Here is an 18,847-nt window from a genome sequence, read left to right on the forward strand (position 1 = left end):
ATTCAATGCGGGTGTAGTTCAATGGTAGAACTTCAGCCTTCCAAGCTGACTACGTGGGTTCGATTCCCATCACCCGCTCCATGAAGGAGCTAACACACTTACTATGTAAGTGTGTTTTTTATCTATTAAGAATTTGAATGCGTCAGAAAAAACACAGGCAAGAGTGTTTCTGACAGCAATAAAAAGAAGATTCAAAAGGGATTTGTCTTTAATGAAATAACCTCCTAGATGTTTTGAAATGGTAAAGACGATATGACGATGCTTGGCATCGAGGGCGATAGAGGAAATATGAGCAGCACGCAATTTAGCCTCTTTGGTACCACAAGAAGTACAGCGCTTAAAGTGACATTTGTGAGGAACGATAGATTCGTTACCGCAATGAGGTCAGACAAAAAGATCATAACCAAGATAGATGAAACCACAAAGAATAGTTTTCTAGATGGTATCATAGGTAATGTTTCTGATCTTACCTCTATTATAAAGAGAGCGGATATAGTTGATATTGTCATTAAAGATATAGGGAAAAGATTTCTTGCCTTTGATCTTATCGACACGATTAAAATTGTATAAAGCAAGGCAGTCAGCATAGTTGGTATCATCAATCATAAAATCACCAACTAACATTTTAAAGAAAAAGGTAATAATCTTCAAAGATTATTACCATGTGGACAAAATTTATTTTGTCCCTTTTTTATCCATTTAAGAGGTGGGATTTGAATATATTTTTGAAGGAGAAGAATGAGATAATACAATTTTTTATTATATTTTATTAATCTTCTCCTTTTTTTGGTTAAAGAATCTTCTTGGAAATGTACAAGACACATTTGAGGGAAAAGCGCATAACATAAAAGAATTTGTAGATCTTTTGAAGTGAGATTATATTCATTGATTATCTGTCCTAATTGATTGATTGTGATTGTATTGTTTAGATATAAATAGACAATATCATGAATGTATAAATTGAGGTTTATATTCTCTATAAGATAAACATCTTCATATGAATGAATATTTTTATGTTGATAAGAGAGGTTAATGGCTGTTGTGGACAAGAAATAATGATTTAAAAGTTCGATAGAAAGCTGACAAAGAGTAAATAGAGAATAATAGATGATCTGATATTCTAGGGAATTTAAAGGTGTATAGATAAGAATAGATTCATAATATTGAATCCATTCTTTTTTTATTTCTTTTATTGTTTTTGTTTCTTGAGGGATGAGTGATAGGGAAATGATTTTTTGGATATCTAGAGGAATGCTTTGTACTTGATAAAGGATGTATCCTTGAGAGTTTTTTTGTTGGTAAATATTATTAATGATTTTAAAGGGATTGATTTGAAGTAAAGAAATGTATTTTTGATAATATAAAGGAAAAGGTTTATTTGTTAAATAATAATGTTCATCTTCATAAGTAAATGAAAATTGATCTTCTAAAGGAAGACGATAATATGTTTTTAAAATACTTAATTTTGATACCATGAGGGAACCTCACCTTCAATGACTTCATAAACAAGAGGAATCGTATAATTTTCTTTAAAATGTTCATGATATAAGGGAACAAGAATTTGTAAAACAATTGTAACATTTAAATCAATAGAGATAGCAAGATGATTGATCCCATAATTTTTAATTTTTTTATCAATATTCGAAGAAGTTAAAGAGAGTGTTTTATATTTAATGGAAAAAGATGGACCTCGATCTTGTAAGAAAATATTATTGGTAAGAGAACCGATAGGTATACGTGCAACAATACCTTTTTGTTGATTGATTTTTAAGAGTTTTTTATTGTATGGAGAATGATTGTTTTCTTGGTAAGAGCCTTCTTCAAGCTTTAAAAGAGTTTCTTCAAGATTATGGATGTAATTAGAGGCAATATCATTGATATAATTCATTTGAAAACTGATGGAATTATTTTCTTTTTTATAGAGTTTATGTGTATCTATTTTTTGAGTAAATGAAGTATGATTGATAAGTATCTGAATAAATTGATTTATTTCTTTACTGGCAATATTTTCAATTCTAGGGGTCATACGATTTGAAAAAAGATAAGCACATATAAAAAGTGAAAGCATAATTAAAATATATTTTCCTTTTTTCATCATATCACCATTATAAAATATGTAAAAAAAAAGAAAGTAGAACAAATCTACTTTCTTTGATTTTAATAACCAGGTTTACCTAATAATTTGAACATATTTTTCTTATAAACTTCAACACCAGGTTGGTTGAATGGGTTTACTCCTAAGAAGTAAACTGACATTGCACATGACATTTCGAAGAAATAAACCATGTAACCAAATCCATAAGCATCCATTTTATCTAATGAAATAATGATGTTTGGTACATTACCAGTATTAACATGAGCATCGATTGTACCTTCACAAGCTCTTTTGTTAACATAATCAACTGATTTTCCAGCTAAGTAATTTAAACCATCTAAATCATCTGGATCACTTGGGATAATCATATCATTTTGTGGATTTTTAACTTCGAAGATTGTTTCATATAAAACTTTAGAACCTTCTTGGATGAATTGTCCTAATGAATGTAAATCTGTAGAGAATACAGCGCTATGAGGTAAGATACCTTTATTTTCTTTACCTTCTGATTCCCCATATAATTGTTTCCACCATTCAGCAACGTTATTTAATTGTAATTCATAAGTTACAAACATTTCTGCTGAATATCCAGCTTTATTTAATAATTGTCTTGCTACACCATAACGATAAGCATCATTTGTTTCGATGTTTGCATCGTTATATTTAACCATTGCATCTTTAGCACCTTTTAACATTTCATCAATGTCGATACCAGCCATAGCGATAGGGAATAAACCTACAGCAGTTAATACTGAATAACGTCCACCGATATCATCAGGTACAACGAATGTTACATAACCTTCATCAGTAGCTAATTTTTTAAGAGCACCTTTTTCTCTATCAGTAGTTGCTACGATTCTTTCACGAGCTCCTTCTTTACCATATTTCTTTTCACACATTTCTTTGAAGATTCTGAAAGAAATAGATGTTTCAGTTGTTGTTCCTGATTTAGAAATAACATTGATAGCGAAATCTTTGTCTTCAATATATTTAGCAACTTGATGAATATAATTTGAAGAGAAAGTATTTCCTACATAGATGATTTCAACTTTATCATCTGAATATAAACCATTGATTGCTTCAATAGCAGCACGTGCTCCTAAATAAGATCCCCCGATACCGCATACTAATAATACGTCTACTTTTTCTCTTAATTTAGCAGCAGTTTCTTTCATTAATTGAACTTCTTCTTTGTCATAGTTTTCTGGTAATTCAACCCAACCAAGGAAATCGTTACCAGCACCTGTTTTGTTTCGAATCATATCATGAATTTCTGCTACTTTTTCTTTGTATGATCCTAAATCTTCAGCTAATTTTGCTTTTGATAAATCTAATGTGATCATTTAGTTTTCCTCCATTACACCTTGTTTTAACCATTCTTCCATCGCTTGAGCTAAAGGTAAAAAACCTTTAGGTGTTTCTACAATTGGTTTTCGTGGATTTTTATAGACGAGTTTCTTGTCTTTTCTTCGAAAACGATTGTCAACAGCTTTCAAGCTTAATTTGGCGTGATTGCTAGAATGATCAAAATCAATGACTTTTACTTTCACAATATCATTAATATGCACATAACTGGCAATACTTTTAACGAATTTATCTGATATTTCTGAGATATGAATCAATCCTGTTGAATTATCAGGTAAAAGAGCAAAAGCACCATAAGGTTGAATACCGGTTATTTTAACATCAATGATATCCCCTCGTTTGATGAGTTTTGTCATTTGATTTCACTCCTTGCGGCACTATTATAGCACAATTTAAGCATATGTGTTGTATTTAATAAGGAAAAAATATAAAATATGGTAGGATTTATATGATATACTTAATAAGTAAAAAAGGAGTTTGCAAAAATGGAAAATATTGAAGAACAAATAAAAAATGTCATTCATAAATTAAGACCTTATTTACAAAGAGATGGTGGAGATATTGAATACGTAGATTTTAAAGATGGTATTGTTTATGTAAGAATGCTTGGAGCATGTGCTGGATGTACCATGATTGATGACACTTTAAAAGATGGTGTTGAACAAATCTTAATGGAAGAAGTTCCTGGTGTTTTAGAAGTACAAAATATTTCTAGTGCATTATAGTATAAATTTCTTGCATTTATAGAGAGTTTGTAATATTATGTTTTAGTCATTGGAGATATCATAAATTTTATTCGATTTCACAAACTTATTTTAGGTGATGAAAGTGAATGAAAGAAAACAACAACAAATCAAAATTGCTCATATTTTGAAAGATCTTGGTTTGGAAGATGATCTCATAGAGAAAATGACATCATTAAAAAAAGAAGAATATCAATAAAATAAAAAGGACTCTTATTAAGAACCATGAGATGAAGATCGATGAAGTGGTGGCAACCCTATATGTTAGAAGGTGCCTTTACTGAGCAAGTTTATTCTTGAACAATAAGAGAAAGCTTCCTAACGGCTTTCTCTTTAGGAAGCTTTTTTATTTGTTATTTAAGGAGGAAGAAAATGAAAGAAAGAATTTTATTTACGTCAGAATCTGTAGCAGAAGGACATCCTGATAAAGTATGTGATCAAATCAGTGATGCCATCTTAGATGAATGTTTTAAACAAGATCCTAACTCACGTGTTGCTTGTGAATGTTTTGCGACAACAAACTTAGTTGTCATTGGTGGAGAAATTACTACAAATGCGAAAGTAGATTATGAAGCTGTGGCAAGAAATGTTTTAAAAGAAATCGGCTATGATGATGAAGCTAAAGGAATGGATTATAAAACATGTAAGATTGAAGTTGTCATGGATAGTCAATCAAGTGATATTGCTCTTGGAACAAATGAAGAAGTTGGTGGAGCAGGAGATCAAGGTATTATGTTTGGTTATGCGACAAAAGAAACAGAAGGGTATATGCCCCTTGCTATTTCAATTGCGCATCATTTAGTTCGTTACGCTTCAACTTTAAGACATGATGGAACCTTTAAATGGGCTAGACCTGATATGAAAGCACAAGTGACAATTGATTATACAGATGAAAAACCAGTAATTGATACTATTTTAATGTCCATTCAACATGATGATGATTTTGATGAAGCAGAATTTAAAAAATTCGTTAAAGAAAACATTATGGATGCCGTTGTTAAAAAATATGATATGAATACAGATTATCGTGTTTTAATCAATCCTACAGGACGTTTTGTTATTGGTGGTCCTCATGGAGATACAGGTCTTACTGGAAGAAAGATCATTGTTGATACATATGGTGGATATGCACGTCATGGAGGAGGAGCTTTCTCTGGAAAAGATCCAACAAAAGTAGACCGTTCTGCTGCTTATATGGCACGTTATATTGCTAAAAACGTTGTTGCGGCCAATATGTGTGATGAACTTGAAATCCAATTATCTTATGCAATTGGTGTAAAAGAACCAACATCTATTTATATTGATACAAAAGGAACTGAAAAAGTACCTCATGATGTGATTCTTGAAGCAATTAAACAAGAATTTGATTTAACACCAGCAGGAATTATTCATACCTTAAATTTAAGAACACCAATTTATAAAAAGACAGCTTCTTATGGACACTTTGGTAGACCTGAAGCAAATTTACCTTGGGAACAATTAGATAAGGTAGAAAATTTAAAAAAATATATGTAGAAAAAGGCTCATGAATTGAGCTTTTTTTATTATGTGTATTTTTTAAGCAGGATAAAAAAGCATATTAAAGTAGGAATTTAGAAAAGTTTATAGTATAATATAGTTATCAAAAAGGAGGAATTAATTATGAAAATTACATTAAGAGGAAAGAACATTGAAATTACTGAAGCAATTGAAGAAAAAGTCAGTGAAAAATTATCAAAATTAGACAAATACTTCATTGTAAGTGAAAATGTTGAAGCCAAAGTACTTGTAAGAACTTATCCTTACGGACAAAAAATTGAAGTGACAATTCCTACTGAATATGTACTTTTAAGAGCAGAAGTTGTGGATCAAGATTTATACAATGCAATTGACTTAGTTATCGACAAATTAGAAGGTCAAATTAGAAAGTATAAAACTAGATTAAACAGAAAATCTAAAGATAATAAACTTGCATTCAATTTAGCATCAATTGAACCTTTAGAAGAGGAAGAAGAAGACGTATTAGTAAAAACAAAAACAATTACTCCAAAACCAATGGATATGGAAGAAGCAATTATGCAAATGGAATTAATTGGACATTCATTCTTCGTATATCGTGATACTGAAACAGATGCTATTAGTATTGTATACCGTCGTAATGATGGAGATTACGGGCTTATCGAAACTGAATAGGTATGATGTAAAAACACTAACCAACTATAATAGGTTAGTGTTTTTTGAGACAAATTTGAAACAAATTTGAGACAAAATAGCTCAAGAAATGATGTATAATAATAGTGTAAAAAAATAGTCCAGAAAAACTGGGCTATTTTTTATATAGATCACCTTGATAAACATCAAGTTCTTTCATTTTTTTATCAATATCATTTAAAATAGTTACCTTTTTAATGGACCATAAAGGAGCAATTAAATCATCGATTTTACCATCACCAGTCAATCTTTCGATAACGATTTCAGGTTTAATGTAACGAAGTTGTTCTACTACGATATCAATATATTCTTGACGAGAGAGCATGTTAAATTCATGATTTTCATACATTTGTTGAAGTTTTGTGTTTTTGACAACGAATAACATATGTATTTTAAGTGCTTGAATATCTAATTGACCTAAGGTTTTAGCTGTTTCAATCATCATTTCTTTTGTTTCAAAAGGAAGACCATTGATGATATGGACACATACTTCAAGGTTATATTTTCTACATAATGCTAAACCATCCAAGAATTCTTGAAAAGTATGGCCACGATTAATAAGTTTACTTGTTTGTTCATGGATTGTTTGTAAACCTAGTTCAATATAGACATCTTTTTGTTTATTGATGGTACTTAAATATTGAACGATTTCTTCATTTAAACAATCAGGTCTTGTAGCAAGGGCAATTCCCTTAACATCTTCTTTGTTTAAAAAAGGGGCAATCATTTTTTTTATTTTATCTAATGGACCATAGGTATTTGTATTGGCTTGAAAATAAGCAATATAAGCACATTCAGGCCATTTTCTTTTCATGACTTGAGAGATTGTTTGAAATTGTTTTTCTAAATGATCATGAACATTTCCAGCATAATCTCCAGATCCTGATGAACTACAGAAAATACAACCACCATAGCCTTTTGTTCCATCACGATTAGGACAGGTAAAATCAGCATTTAGTGCAACTTTAGCGACTTTTTGATGGTATTTGTTTTTTAAATAATAGTTATAAGTATGATAACGTTTGTTATCTAAAGAGTATTTAAATTGATTCATTTTATCACCGAAGCAATTATAACATAAGGAGTAAGAAAATGGGATTAGAGTTAAAGAATGTCACAAAAAAATTTAAAACAATTGAAGGAGAAAGAGTTATTTTTGAAAATTTGAATGTTCATTTTCCTGATTATGGTTTGATTGCTATTACAGGAGAAAGTGGATGTGGAAAATCAACACTTTTACAATTAATAGCAGGATTGGATCAAGACTATGAGGGAAAGATTCTTTTTAATCAAGTAAAAATAGAAGATATTAAAGATTATCGACAACTTGTTATTAGTTTTGTTTATCAAAATTATCAGTTAATTGATTATTTGAGTGTTAAAGATAACTGTTTATTTTATTGTCACTTAAAAGGAATAAAGGTTGTAGAAAAACAGTTACAAGAATTATTAGAAATCTTTGAATTAAATGAACTAGTAAATCAAAAGGTAAAGAATTTATCAGGTGGGCAAAAACAACGCGTGTCCCTTATTCGTGCTTTATTATGTTCAAGTCCTATTATTTTATGTGATGAACCGACAGGAGCTTTAGATGAAATAAATCGTCAAAAAGTTTATCGTTTTTTTAAAAAAGCGAGTCAAAGACGCCTTATTCTTATTGTTTCTCATGATCAAAAAATTTCAAAATATACACCTTATCATTTGAATTTTGAATGTTTAAAACATCATTATGATTGGAACCATCAATTATATTCACGTTATGAAATAAGAAAAACAAAATGTGGATCATTGTTTAAAGAAATGATCCAAATGATTTTAAAAGATAAAAAGAAATGGATGATGATGTTTGTTTCACAAATTTATATGGTACTAGCAATGACGCTCATTATTACTGGTTTAGAAGGATTTAATGGTTATTATCAAAAACAATATAATCAAGCAATAAATAATAATTTAGTTATGATTCAAAAGAAAAATCAAGAACCCTTTAAAGAAAAAGAAATAACAAAACTGAAAGGAAAATATCAATATCATTTAGATATAGGAAAGATTGAAGGTCTTAAAAACTTTCAATCTTTTTCAATTAACAAAAAAACAAAGCAAAATGAAGTTTATGTCAATCATGCTTTAATTACCAAAATAAAACAAAATAAACTTATTTATAAACTTAATCATCATCAATATACATTAAAAATCAAAGGAGTAATTCAAGATGATTATCAAGAACCTGTTCTTTATTATCATTCATTATCCAATGAAATAGCCCTTCAATGCATTGATGTTTCAACGTGTATTGTCTATGTTAAAAATCATAAATATATGAAAGATTATTTAACGCATTTATCAGTTCAATATCAAGGTATAGCACCTGTTTATGAAGAATATGAAAGTTATTTTAAAGTTATTGATCTTTTTAAAAAGGTTAGTCTTGTTTTTATTTTTTTAAGTTTTATGATTGCAATCGTTTTAATGGGATATATGGTTTTATCGATGTTTTATGAAAATCAAAAAATATTTGCCATCATGCTTGCTAATGGTTATCAAAATAATCATTTAGCATTTTTTATTTTAAAAAAAATAAGCTTAATGATGATTTCAATTGGAATAGTTTCTTGTTTGGTTTCTAGTGGAGTTTTAAAAATCATTTCATTGTTTGATATTTCTAAAAAGATCTGGGGCATAAGTCATTTGTTTGTTTTACCAAGAGAGTTTCAATGGCCATTTACGTTATATCTCTTTTATCTTTTGGGATATATCGTGCAAGGAATTTTGTTAAGTCTATTTATAGTTTTAAAGATGAAAAAAATAAAAATGTATGAGTGTTTAAGGGAGGAATAGGATGTTAGAAATTAAGAATGTAACGAAGTCTTTTGATCGACCTTTATTCAAGGAGATGTCTATGACATTTCAAGAAACAGGGATGTATGTCATTGTTGGCAAAAGCGGTAGTGGTAAATCGACACTTTTAAATATTTTAGGAGGTTTGGATAATGAGTTTCAAGGTGTGATTGAAATTGATGGGCAAGATATTCGACAAATACCACATTATATTAGAAAATACATTGGTTTTATTTTTCAACAGTTTTATTTAATAGAAGAAATGAATGTTAAAGAAAATGTAAATCTCATTTCGTATTTTAAAAGAATAATGATTTCTAAAAAAGAATATTATTTAGAACGTTTAAAAATAAAAGACTTACAACGTTATAAAACAGCAATTTTATCTGGAGGTCAAAAACAACGAGTTGCTATTTATCGAGGATTTATTGCTAAGCATCCCATTATTTTATGTGATGAACCAACAGGTGCTTTAGATGCAAAAAATAGTGAAGAAATTTTTAAAATATTAAAACAACTGTCTAAAGAAAAATTAGTGATTGTTATTAGTCATGATGAAATACTTGCTAAAAAATACCATGATTATCTCTATAAAATAGAAGATTATCAATTAAAATTAATTCATCAAAATCCAATAACTCAAAGAAAAAAACAAGAAGAAAAAACAAGTAAAAGATCTTTTTTACAATTTATATTGAAAGAATTGAAAATGACGTGGAAGAGTTCTTTTATTGTTGTACAAGTTTTATTTTTAGCACTTTTAAGTATTTTATTGACCCTCTCATTGACTCAATCAACACAAAAACAAATTCATCGGCAATTAGAACAAATTATTCCTTCAACAACCATTATGTTAAAAAAGAAAAATAATCAAATGATCAAGATGGATGATTTGAAACAAATTCAACATCCAGCAATTCAATACCGTTTTTTACAAAATGATCAGGTGGATTTTTTAGGAATCTCTTTTTCTAAAAAATATCAAACGAAAAAAACACTTTATATTTCTGATTATATTCAGCAACCACAAAAGAAAATTCAAGGAAGAAAGATAAAAAATGCTCAAGAAATCATTTTATCTAAATCTACTTATGAACAACTTTTATATTTATCGCATCAGAAGAATTTAATAAATAAAGATGTATATTTGTTTTTTGAATATCAAAATAGAATTTGTTTTTATAAAGTTAAAATTGTAGGGATTGAAAATAAAAAGACTTTAATGGAGACCGTTTATTTTAATGAATATGCAATGAGTCAAATGTTAAAAGAACTTTATCAAATAGAAGTAGGGCAAACTGCTTTTTTGCAAGTAAAAGATAAAAATATTTTAAAAGATTTAAAAAATAAATATCCTTTATATCAATTTAAACTTGCAAATAGTTCATTATCTTCAAGCATCGATGAAAAATTTCAACAAATTGAATGGATCCTTTATTGTTTTAGTTCTTTATCAGTTGTAACAGCCTGCTTTTTATTAGGTGTTGTTTTATATTTGATGGTCATTAAAAGAAAAAAATATTTTGCTATTTTACAAACATTGGGGACTTCATTATGGCAGATGATAACTCTTGTTTTGTGTCAAGGTCTAGGTATTTCCTGCACAGCATTTATAGAAGCAATGATTGTTTTAAAAGAGTTATTTATTTTTGCTAATCAGTTGATTCAAAAAAGTATTTCAGATTTGATGGATGAATTTTTTGTTATACAAAATAATGTGCTTTTAGGTGTTTTTATAGGAGTACTTATTTTAACATTATTATGTTGTTTGATCCCAATTAAAAAAGTAAAACAGATAGAAATTATAGAAGCTTTAAAGAGTTAGGAAGTTTTTTATTGCATAAAGTATGTGATGTGGTATAATAGAAAAGCAAAATCAATGAATAGGAGTACTAGCAAATCCCCTATATTTAGAGAGTCAGTGGTTGGTGAAAACTGATTATAATATTTGTGAACTCGCCTAGGAGATGTATTTTTGAATAAAGTAAAAAATATCGTAGAACTGCGTTAAAGTTTTGAGGTGCTAGAATTTTATTCTAGAACTAAGGTGGTATCGCGTTAAAATTGGCGTCCTTAGATAAGGACGCTTTTTTATATTCAAGGAGGAAAAATTATGCCGTTCGATCACACAAAAATAGAGCCAAAATGGCAAAAATATTGGGACGAAAACAAAACATTTAAAACAGATTGTTATGATGATTCAAAACCTAAATATTATTGTATGGATATGTTCCCATATCCATCTGGAAATGGTTTACATGTAGGACATCCTGAAGGATATACTGCAACAGATATCGTATCAAGAATGAAAAGAATGCAAGGATATAATGTATTACATCCAATGGGATTTGATTCATTTGGACTACCTGCTGAACAATTCGCGATTCAAACAGGTCATCATCCTGCTGAATTTACTAAAAAGAATATTGATGTTTTTAGAAAACAAATTAAATCATTAGGATTTTCTTATGATTGGGATCGTGAAATTGCAACAAGTGATCCAGAGTATTATAAATGGACACAATGGATCTTTACAAAATTATATGATCAAGGATTAGCTTATATTGATGAAATTCCAGTTAACTGGTGTCCAGAATTAAAAGCTGTTCTTGCTAATGAAGAAGTTATTGATGGTAAAAGTGAACGTGGTGGATATCCTGTTATCCGTAAACCAATGCGTCAATGGGTTTTAAAAATTACTGAATATGCTGAAAGATTACTAGCTGATTTAGATGACTTAGATTGGCCAGAAGCAACAAAACAAATGCAACGTAATTGGATTGGAAAATCTATTGGTGCAAATGTTGATTTTAAAATTGATGGAACAAATAAAGTGTTTACTGTTTTTACAACACGCTGTGATACATTATTTGGAGCAACATACTGTGTTATGGCACCAGAACATCCATATGTTGAAGAAATTACAACAGATGCTCAAAAAGCAGATGTTGAAGCTTATAAAGAAAGCTGTGCAAGTAAATCTGACTTAGAAAGAACAGAACTTAATAAAGATAAAACAGGTGTCTTTACTGGAGCTTATGCTATCAATCCTGTAAATGGTAAAAAAATTCCAATTTGGATTTCTGATTATGTACTTGCAAGTTATGGTACAGGAGCTATCATGGCCGTTCCAGCACATGATGATCGTGACTATGAATTTGCTAAAAAATTTGGTATTGAAATCATTCCAGTATTAGAAGGTGGAAATATCGAAGAAGAAGCTTATACAGAAGATGGTGTTCATATCAATTCTGAATGGTTAAATGGCCTTGGAAAACAAGAAGCTATTGATAAAATGGTAGATTGGTTACAAGAACATCATTGTGGACAAAAGAAAGTATCTTATAAATTAAGAGATTGGTTATTTTCAAGACAACGTTATTGGGGTGAACCAATTCCTATCGTTCATATGGAAGATGGTACAATGCGTACAGTTCCTGTAGAAGAACTTCCACTAGAATTACCAGCAACTAAAAATTTCCAACCTCATGATAGTGGTGAATCACCACTTGCTAACTGTGAAGATTGGTTAGAAGTAGAAATCGATGGACAAAAAGGGCGTCGTGAAACAAATACAATGCCTCAATGGGCTGGATCATGTTGGTATTATATTCGTTATATTGATCCACATAATAGTGAACAAATTTGTGATCCAAAATTATTAGATAAATGGTTACCAGTTGATTTATATGTAGGTGGAGCAGAGCATGCGGTATTACACTTATTATATTCTCGTTTCTGGCATAAAGTTCTTTATGATTGTGGTGTTGTTAAATGTAAAGAACCATGGCAACGTTTAGTACACCAAGGTATGATTTTAGGAGATAACAACGAAAAAATGTCTAAATCAAGAGGTAATGTTGTTAACCCTGATGATATCGTTGCTAGTCATGGTGCAGATTCACTTCGTTTATACGAAATGTTCATGGGACCACTTGAAGCATCACTTCCTTGGTCAACAAATGGATTAGATGGTTCTCGTAAATGGTTAGACCGTGTTTATCGTTTAATGATTGAAACTGGTAAATTATCTGATGAAAATGATCATAGTTTAGATCGTGTATATCATCAAACAGTTAAAAAAGTTACTGATGATTTTGAAAAATTAGGTTTCAATACAGCTATTTCACAAATGATGATTTTCATTAATGAATGTTATAAAGCTGAACATGTTTATAAAGAATATGCTGAAAACTTTATTAAAATGCTTTCATGTATTGCACCTCATATCTGTGAAGAAATGTGGCAACAATTAGGACACAATGATTCAATTGCTTATGAACCATGGCCAACATATGATGAAAAAATGTTAGTTAGTGATACTGTTCAAATGGGTATCCAAGTTAATGGTAAATTAAGAGCTAAAATTGAAGTTGCTAAAGATGCAGATGATGAAGCTGTTAAAGAATTAGCATTCCAACAAGAAAACGTTAAAGCACATACTGACGGTAAAAATATCGTTAAAGTAATTGTGGTTAAAAATAAAATTGTAAACATTGTCGTTAAATAAAATATTACAAATGTTTAAGTAGAGATACGTCTCAAAAACCTTGAAAATCAAGTTTTTTGAAAAAGTGTCTCTACTTTTTTATTTGCACATATTTCTATTTTTAGGGACGATTGGTACAAAATTGGTACAGTAAAGGGGTCATTTTGTACCAATTGGTATTACGACATTTGTGCAACATTGTTGTGAATCCATTTTGTAGGTTTGCAACCTATATAAAAAACGCCTCTGAATGCTTGGCTTTTTAAGCAGTTTTCTTTATGTAAAAAAAGGAGGTAATTATGGATAACGATAAAAGTATTAAAATATTAACAAGGTCAAAATTAAGACCGTTTCGATATCATCCTTATAAGGTAAAGGAAGATGAAGACATGGCAAATCTGGTGAACAGTATTAAAGAAGAGGGTGTCATTAGTCCAATCATTGTAAGAAAGGTTGGAAAGGATCTAGAAAAAATTAATGAAAAATATATTTATCAGAATACATGTTTTGAAAATAAACTCATCAAATATACAATGCTTGGAAAAAAGAAAGAACTGTTTTTAAGAAACTGTAAGATTGAAGCAACAAGTCTGTCGAGTTTAGATATTAAAGAAAGAATAGTCTTTCATAACTGTATATTTGACAATGTTAAAATTTCCAAATGTAGTCTTTTATAACTGCAGGTTTAATAATTCAATAATTGTAAATTCAATACTGGCAAACAGTTATTTTATTAACTGTAAAGGAATTGAGACAGTTGATTTTATGGAAAATAATATGCAGGGTGTCTCAGTAATTGGTAGCAAAGTTAATTTAAATGAGCTGGTAGAAAAACAAAACAGATTTGAAGATATTTTAATTCAAGAAGAAATGCTTGAAGTTCAACATGGCAATGTTGCCGTGTTGGAAGAAAAAAAGGAAGATGATCAGGAAATGAAAGAAGAAAATGAAAGACAAATTATAAAAAATGAAATCTATAGCAGTCAGGAATTGTCACAAGCTTTTTTAAATAATAAGCTTTTTTATAAATGCCATTTTGTAGATTGTTCTGTAAGTGATAATGTAAAATTGAATGCTACAACAGACTTTAAAGAGTGTACTTTTTTAAACAATGATCTTCATTTTGATGATGTTGACAAAACATCGTTTGATGACTGTATCTTTGAAAAAGTTTCTCTTAAAGGAAATTTTATACATGTATCCTTTGCTGGATCAAAGTTTAGCAATGTATCTTTTATTAGAAATTCTACATTTATTGCCTGTTTGTTTGATCATACAAATGCAATTGAATATTTTGATAATAATTTGATAAAGCTAAGCAATATTGAACTTGTTAAAAAGTCAAATGATAACGCTGAAATAATGAAAAAAGTAAATGAACTTTATGAGATATTAAAATCAGAAGATAAGGTATTGCAGCAGGAACTGATTGCAAAAACAAAAGTTGATGAGGAAGATGTTCTTGACTATATTTTACATTTGGATGATATGGAATACCTAAAATTGATTGCAAAAACGAGTAATCGAGTAGTTGAAGAAAAGATGGTTTAGATGTCAAAAAAATTAGATGAATTATTTGAAACATATGCCTATGATGCAAGACAGAAGACACAGCTTCGTTTGGCTGATGAAAAAGGACTTGATATTTCTAAAATGAAAGATCCAAGATTCAACTGGGAACAGATGCGAGAAATTTCATTAGCAATGGAATATGGACTGAATCCTGATACTTTATGTGATCCTGAAATCAATGCTGAATCTATGGAGAAGATTCGATATAGTCTGATGGATCAGCAAAGTGTTTTTGAAGATGCAAAAGAAGAAGTTAAAAAGAAACGTACTAAAAGAATTTCTTTAATCATTTTCACAATAGTATGTTCTTCTATTACATGTATTGTTTATTTAATGAACAAAGACACAGTTGATAAGTACATTGAACCAGTACCGTTAGAATTAACAACAGATAGAGTAACTGTTGAATATGGCGAAGATATTCATTTCATGGATTATGTAAAGTATTATGATAAATCTCAGCAATTAACAATACCTTTGAATCAAAAGCTAAATAAGATAAAGGATTATAAATTTGTTTATTCTGTTACGAATGGTGTTAAAACAAAAGAAAAAACATTGATAGTTAGCGTTGTTGATACAGCAAAACCAATAATTGAATTGACACAAAGTGAAATTACTCTTGATAGTGGGGAACAGTTTACACCAAAAGATTATATTAAAAAAGTAGAGGATAATTATGATCAGTTATCAGCTGATAATGTTGTAATTAAAAATACTGTTGATACAAATAAAGATGGTGATTATGAAGTCGAATATCAATTAAAAGATCAACACGGCAATGTTGCCATATCTACTTTAATAGTTCACATTAGAACAGTACCTCAAACCGAAGATAATACTGCTGTTAGAAATAAAGAAGATTCAACGGTTAAAAAGAATCAGGAACAGAGGGATAAATCAAACAAAGTAGAAACACCTAAGACAATAAATGTTGAACCGAAGATATTTTATATAAAAGATTACAACTATGATTTATCAGCCTGTAATCAAGCGGCAAGCAATTATATGAATCAAGTATTGAATAGTAGCAATATTAATATAAATGGTTATATAGAACCGTATCAGGAAAATGGTGGAATTGTTGGATATACTGTCTTATTTAAGTAAAATTTTAATGATTTTTTGATTATTTAATCTTAATAGTATGCCTTATCTTTCATAATATGTAATTGGTATATTTAAATTAAAAATGTATGAAAAAATGCATGATAGTACTCATTTGATTAAACATATTTTATAAAAAATGTTATTATATTTATATAATTTATTTTTTAATTATCTTATCACAAATCATAAATTATATTGATTAAATCAACAGAAAAGTATTGTTATGACAAATTAATAGTAGTATTATATAGGTAAGGAAATAGCATTTAATTAATTGAAAAAAGTAATATAGTTTTTATGATATTACATTTAAATGATATCTTATCTGAATAACACTAAAGAAACTGCTAGAAAAATTGATTTAGAAGAACTAAAAGAAATATCTATAGTTGGTGGGGATGATAATGGTGGAAATGTTTCCCCATATTCAATAAAGACTAGCTTAATTACTCTTACAGTTATTACGATTTCAATTACAAGTACATTCTCAGTTGGTGAAGCTTGCAGTTGGCCATGATAAGTTAGATATGTAATAAACAATAAAACATGTGATTTGATTTTTTATAAATAGAAGGGAGACTTCTATGTGGCATATATCTTTTATGGGTAATAAAAAAAATCAAGAATTCAAAAATGACGTTTTACCCAAAAATTCAAAAAAAATAACAAATAATTCTTTTTGGATCAATGGGAAATTTTTTTCTTTTATTCTAATAGCAACTATAATTTCATTTACATTTTATAATTTTTTTACCCACCCAATTAAAAACCATTCTATAATAGAACTAATATTATGCATTATAATAGGTATTATATTTTTGATTCCTATATTTTTAGTACACGAAATATTGCATGCAATTTGGTTGCCAAAAAAAGCAAAAAAAGAGTTATGGTATGAAATTAATAGAAATTCACTATTTTTATTTTCTTTTCAAATATATTCGAATTGCCCATTAAAAAGAAATAGATTTTTATTAATGCTTCTATTTCCAAATATCATATTAGCATTAATACCATTATTTCTTTGGTATTGTGGTATCGTATTTATTTCACCATTTATATCAAGAATTATAGGTAGTCTTTTAACGATATTATTTACTTGTGGAGCATCTGATTATTCATTATTTTTTGATACTGTTTTATGCACAAAAAAAGAAGATAATATAATAATTTTTAAAAATGAATTTTATTCAAGTAATACTACTTGAATAAAATTCCATATCTAGTAACTTTCTTGCAATACGATTTTTATTATCTTCTTATTTATTGTATTGAGGCTGTAACGGGTAAATAACTCATTATAGTTTCATAAACAGTAAAAGGCGGACCGAAGTCCGCCTTTTATGGTACATTAATTCTACCATGAAAACATACCAACAAGATTATACGGCATATCAGACATATGCGCTACTAGATTTTAATATTTCTTTTGAAAAAGATGTAACTGCTGATGATATTTCAAGAACTGTGATTGAAGTTACGGAAAGGATAGATATAAACAAGTTTGTTGCCTTCACTCATAGAAATTCTCACGGGTATGATGGTCTCATGATGCTCAGACTGCTTCTGCTTGCTTTTTCGGATAATGGTTATGCATCTACAAGAAAGCTTGCAGAACTATGCAGAACTGACATCAGATATATGTTCATCGCACAGAATCAGAAGCCTTCTCATCAGGCATTTCAGAGATTCATCCATGATGATCTCATTATGTCTGTTGAAGAAATTTTCTATGAAATGAACAGAATCATGGATGATGAGCTTCCTATCGATACAGATGTATTATGCATTGACGGTACTAAGTATGAAGCCAATGCCAACAAGAACACATTCATATGGAGAAAAAATACTGTCAGACATAGGGAAATTTGAAACAGTATGGAATTAAAGAACTAAAAGAATTAAGAAATGTATTTAATGAAGAAATGGAAAGTAAAATAAAAAGCAGACTGATCTATATGCGAAATCTTAAAGAATTAAATGAAAGACTTCAGGAAAGTGAAAAGCTTGGCGAAGTAGTCAAACGAAGAGGAAATCAATATATAAAAGAAGACTGGAATGGATTTATAATTCAAGGATTGGTTGAAGAGTTATAAATGGAGTTTCTTGTAATATCACTAAAAGAACTTGTATTTAAAAGTTTTGCTTCACCGTCCATTGCTCGCATCGATACTTGATGGTATGTCCAATTTTCAACGTGCAAGAAACAGAATCCTATATTCTCAAAACAAATATGAAACTTACACAATGAATGAACATACAGACAGAATAAAACGTATAGGAAATCCTAGAGGAGCCTACAAAAAATAAAATAAAGGTAGAAAAGAAATAAAAGGAGGAAAACCAGGACCAGACATCATCCTAATTTTCCTCTTAAAAAAGCACTGAATATTTTAGAGGGAATACTGATTCCACATCAATATCACCCCCTAATAATTTAGAGCG

At 29.2% G+C, this 18,847-nt stretch carries 18 protein-coding genes, 1 tRNA gene, 1 pseudogene, 1 riboswitch and 1 other annotated feature; of the genes and pseudogenes, 14 read left to right on the forward strand and 6 right to left on the reverse strand.

The features are described from left to right. Positions 1-7 precede the first annotated feature (7 nt). A tRNA-Gly gene (locus OCV55_RS04775) sits at positions 8-81 on the forward strand. Here OCV55_RS04775 and OCV55_RS14085 read toward each other — a convergent pair. The 5 genes and pseudogenes from OCV55_RS14085 to OCV55_RS04795 form a co-directional block, all read right to left on the reverse strand. After that, positions 70-369 (reverse strand): annotated as a pseudogene (locus OCV55_RS14085) (transposase zinc-binding domain-containing protein); the annotation flags it as partial. The gene OCV55_RS04775 and the pseudogene OCV55_RS14085 sit on opposite strands and share 12 nt — an antisense overlap. A 278-nt stretch (positions 370-647) precedes the next feature. Continuing rightward, entirely contained in the window at positions 648-1,475 is an 828-nt protein-coding gene (locus OCV55_RS04780; RefSeq protein WP_147579960.1) for a hypothetical protein, read from the reverse strand. Beyond that, a complete protein-coding gene (locus OCV55_RS04785; RefSeq protein ID WP_032091418.1) occupies positions 1,460-2,095 on the reverse strand; it encodes a sporulation protein YunB in 636 nt (211 codons plus the stop codon). Before OCV55_RS04785 ends, OCV55_RS04780 begins: the two co-directional genes overlap by 16 nt. Before the next feature lie 62 nt (positions 2,096-2,157). After that, a complete protein-coding gene (locus OCV55_RS04790) occupies positions 2,158-3,438 on the reverse strand; it encodes a glucose-6-phosphate isomerase (RefSeq protein ID WP_022001227.1) in 1,281 nt (426 codons plus the stop codon). Then, complete coding sequence (locus OCV55_RS04795; RefSeq protein ID WP_022001228.1) at positions 3,439-3,816, reverse strand: S1 RNA-binding domain-containing protein; 378 nt, start codon at positions 3,814-3,816, stop codon at positions 3,439-3,441. 129 nt (positions 3,817-3,945) lie between these two features. Between OCV55_RS04795 and OCV55_RS04800 the strand changes: the two genes are divergently transcribed. The 3 genes from OCV55_RS04800 to hpf all read left to right on the forward strand — a co-directional run bounded on the left by OCV55_RS04800 (position 3,946) and on the right by hpf (position 6,375). Then, the gene (locus OCV55_RS04800; protein WP_032091417.1) at positions 3,946-4,185 is read left to right on the forward strand and encodes a NifU family protein; all 240 of its coding nucleotides are present in this window, start codon (positions 3,946-3,948) and stop codon (positions 4,183-4,185) included. Between the two features lie 228 nt (positions 4,186-4,413). Further along, positions 4,414-4,513, forward strand: a riboswitch (SAM riboswitch). Positions 4,514-4,575: 62 nt separating this feature from the next. Beyond that, entirely contained in the window at positions 4,576-5,718 is a 1,143-nt protein-coding gene (metK, locus tag OCV55_RS04805) for a methionine adenosyltransferase (RefSeq protein WP_147579961.1), read from the forward strand. Between the two features lie 126 nt (positions 5,719-5,844). Then, entirely contained in the window at positions 5,845-6,375 is a 531-nt protein-coding gene (gene hpf / locus OCV55_RS04810) for a ribosome hibernation-promoting factor, HPF/YfiA family (protein WP_147579962.1), read from the forward strand. A 133-nt stretch (positions 6,376-6,508) separates the two neighbouring features. On the opposite strand, the gene OCV55_RS04815 is transcribed toward hpf, so the two are convergent. Beyond that, positions 6,509-7,447 (reverse strand): TIGR01212 family radical SAM protein, encoded by a 939-nt coding sequence (locus OCV55_RS04815; protein WP_107030648.1) that lies wholly within the window; start codon positions 7,445-7,447, stop codon positions 6,509-6,511. Positions 7,448-7,485: 38 nt separating this feature from the next. On the opposite strand from OCV55_RS04815, the gene OCV55_RS04820 reads away from it, so the two are divergent. The 10 genes from OCV55_RS04820 to OCV55_RS04865 all read left to right on the forward strand — a co-directional run bounded on the left by OCV55_RS04820 (position 7,486) and on the right by OCV55_RS04865 (position 18,498). Beyond that, positions 7,486-9,231 carry an ABC transporter ATP-binding protein/permease gene (locus OCV55_RS04820; protein WP_147579963.1) on the forward strand — a complete coding sequence of 582 codons (1,746 nt, stop codon included), beginning with the start codon at positions 7,486-7,488 and terminating at the stop codon, positions 9,229-9,231. Between the two features lies 1 nt (position 9,232). Continuing rightward, positions 9,233-11,056, forward strand: coding sequence for an ABC transporter ATP-binding protein/permease (locus tag OCV55_RS04825; RefSeq protein ID WP_147579964.1), 1,824 nt, complete (start codon positions 9,233-9,235; stop codon positions 11,054-11,056). Between the two features lie 45 nt (positions 11,057-11,101). Continuing rightward, positions 11,102-11,309, forward strand: a binding site (T-box leader). Between the two features lie 35 nt (positions 11,310-11,344). Then, positions 11,345-13,741 carry a leucine--tRNA ligase gene (gene leuS, locus OCV55_RS04830; RefSeq protein ID WP_032091412.1) on the forward strand — a complete coding sequence of 799 codons (2,397 nt, stop codon included), beginning with the start codon at positions 11,345-11,347 and terminating at the stop codon, positions 13,739-13,741. Between the two features lie 278 nt (positions 13,742-14,019). Then, entirely contained in the window at positions 14,020-14,397 is a 378-nt protein-coding gene (locus tag OCV55_RS04835) for a ParB N-terminal domain-containing protein (RefSeq protein ID WP_147579965.1), read from the forward strand. Positions 14,398-14,485: 88 nt separating this feature from the next. Further along, on the forward strand, positions 14,486-15,271 hold the full coding sequence (locus OCV55_RS04840) for a hypothetical protein (RefSeq protein ID WP_147579966.1): 786 nt from the start codon (positions 14,486-14,488) through the stop codon (positions 15,269-15,271). Continuing rightward, complete coding sequence (locus OCV55_RS04845; protein WP_147579967.1) at positions 15,272-16,402, forward strand: immunoglobulin-like domain-containing protein; 1,131 nt, start codon at positions 15,272-15,274, stop codon at positions 16,400-16,402. Between the two features lie 313 nt (positions 16,403-16,715). Further along, a complete protein-coding gene (locus OCV55_RS04850) occupies positions 16,716-16,919 on the forward strand; it encodes a hypothetical protein (RefSeq protein WP_147579968.1) in 204 nt (67 codons plus the stop codon). A 67-nt stretch (positions 16,920-16,986) separates the two neighbouring features. Then, a complete protein-coding gene (locus tag OCV55_RS04855) occupies positions 16,987-17,610 on the forward strand; it encodes a DUF3267 domain-containing protein (RefSeq protein ID WP_147579969.1) in 624 nt (207 codons plus the stop codon). Positions 17,611-17,764: 154 nt separating this feature from the next. Further along, on the forward strand, positions 17,765-18,274 hold the full coding sequence (locus tag OCV55_RS04860) for a transposase (protein WP_267309818.1): 510 nt from the start codon (positions 17,765-17,767) through the stop codon (positions 18,272-18,274). Then, on the forward strand, positions 18,271-18,498 hold the full coding sequence (locus OCV55_RS04865) for a hypothetical protein (protein WP_009300536.1): 228 nt from the start codon (positions 18,271-18,273) through the stop codon (positions 18,496-18,498). The genes OCV55_RS04860 and OCV55_RS04865 overlap by 4 nt, the downstream gene beginning before the upstream one ends. Positions 18,499-18,847 lie beyond the last annotated feature (349 nt).

It is taken from the genome of [Clostridium] ammoniilyticum, from assembly GCF_025566905.1.
Taxonomy (GTDB): Bacteria; Bacillota_I; Bacilli_A; order Erysipelotrichales; family Coprobacillaceae; genus Faecalibacillus; species Faecalibacillus intestinalis.

Coding starts and splice junctions, on each gene's coding strand:
- OCV55_RS04860 (WP_267309818.1), top strand. CDS start 17,765: ATGAAAACATACCAACAAGATTATACGGCATATCAGACATATGCGCTA.
- OCV55_RS04850 (WP_147579968.1), top strand. CDS start 16,716: ATGATATCTTATCTGAATAACACTAAAGAAACTGCTAGAAAAATTGAT.
- OCV55_RS04780 (WP_147579960.1), bottom strand. CDS start 1,475: ATGGTATCAAAATTAAGTATTTTAAAAACATATTATCGTCTTCCTTTA.
- hpf (WP_147579962.1), top strand. CDS start 5,845: ATGAAAATTACATTAAGAGGAAAGAACATTGAAATTACTGAAGCAATT.
- OCV55_RS04845 (WP_147579967.1), top strand. CDS start 15,272: ATGTCAAAAAAATTAGATGAATTATTTGAAACATATGCCTATGATGCA.
- metK (WP_147579961.1), top strand. CDS start 4,576: ATGAAAGAAAGAATTTTATTTACGTCAGAATCTGTAGCAGAAGGACAT.
- OCV55_RS04855 (WP_147579969.1), top strand. CDS start 16,987: ATGTGGCATATATCTTTTATGGGTAATAAAAAAAATCAAGAATTCAAA.
- leuS (WP_032091412.1), top strand. CDS start 11,345: ATGCCGTTCGATCACACAAAAATAGAGCCAAAATGGCAAAAATATTGG.
- OCV55_RS04785 (WP_032091418.1), bottom strand. CDS start 2,095: ATGAAAAAAGGAAAATATATTTTAATTATGCTTTCACTTTTTATATGT.
- OCV55_RS04840 (WP_147579966.1), top strand. CDS start 14,486: ATGGAAAATAATATGCAGGGTGTCTCAGTAATTGGTAGCAAAGTTAAT.
- OCV55_RS04795 (WP_022001228.1), bottom strand. CDS start 3,816: ATGACAAAACTCATCAAACGAGGGGATATCATTGATGTTAAAATAACC.
- OCV55_RS04815 (WP_107030648.1), bottom strand. CDS start 7,447: ATGAATCAATTTAAATACTCTTTAGATAACAAACGTTATCATACTTAT.
- OCV55_RS04835 (WP_147579965.1), top strand. CDS start 14,020: ATGGATAACGATAAAAGTATTAAAATATTAACAAGGTCAAAATTAAGA.
- OCV55_RS04820 (WP_147579963.1), top strand. CDS start 7,486: ATGGGATTAGAGTTAAAGAATGTCACAAAAAAATTTAAAACAATTGAA.
- OCV55_RS04825 (WP_147579964.1), top strand. CDS start 9,233: ATGTTAGAAATTAAGAATGTAACGAAGTCTTTTGATCGACCTTTATTC.
- OCV55_RS04800 (WP_032091417.1), top strand. CDS start 3,946: ATGGAAAATATTGAAGAACAAATAAAAAATGTCATTCATAAATTAAGA.
- OCV55_RS04790 (WP_022001227.1), bottom strand. CDS start 3,438: ATGATCACATTAGATTTATCAAAAGCAAAATTAGCTGAAGATTTAGGA.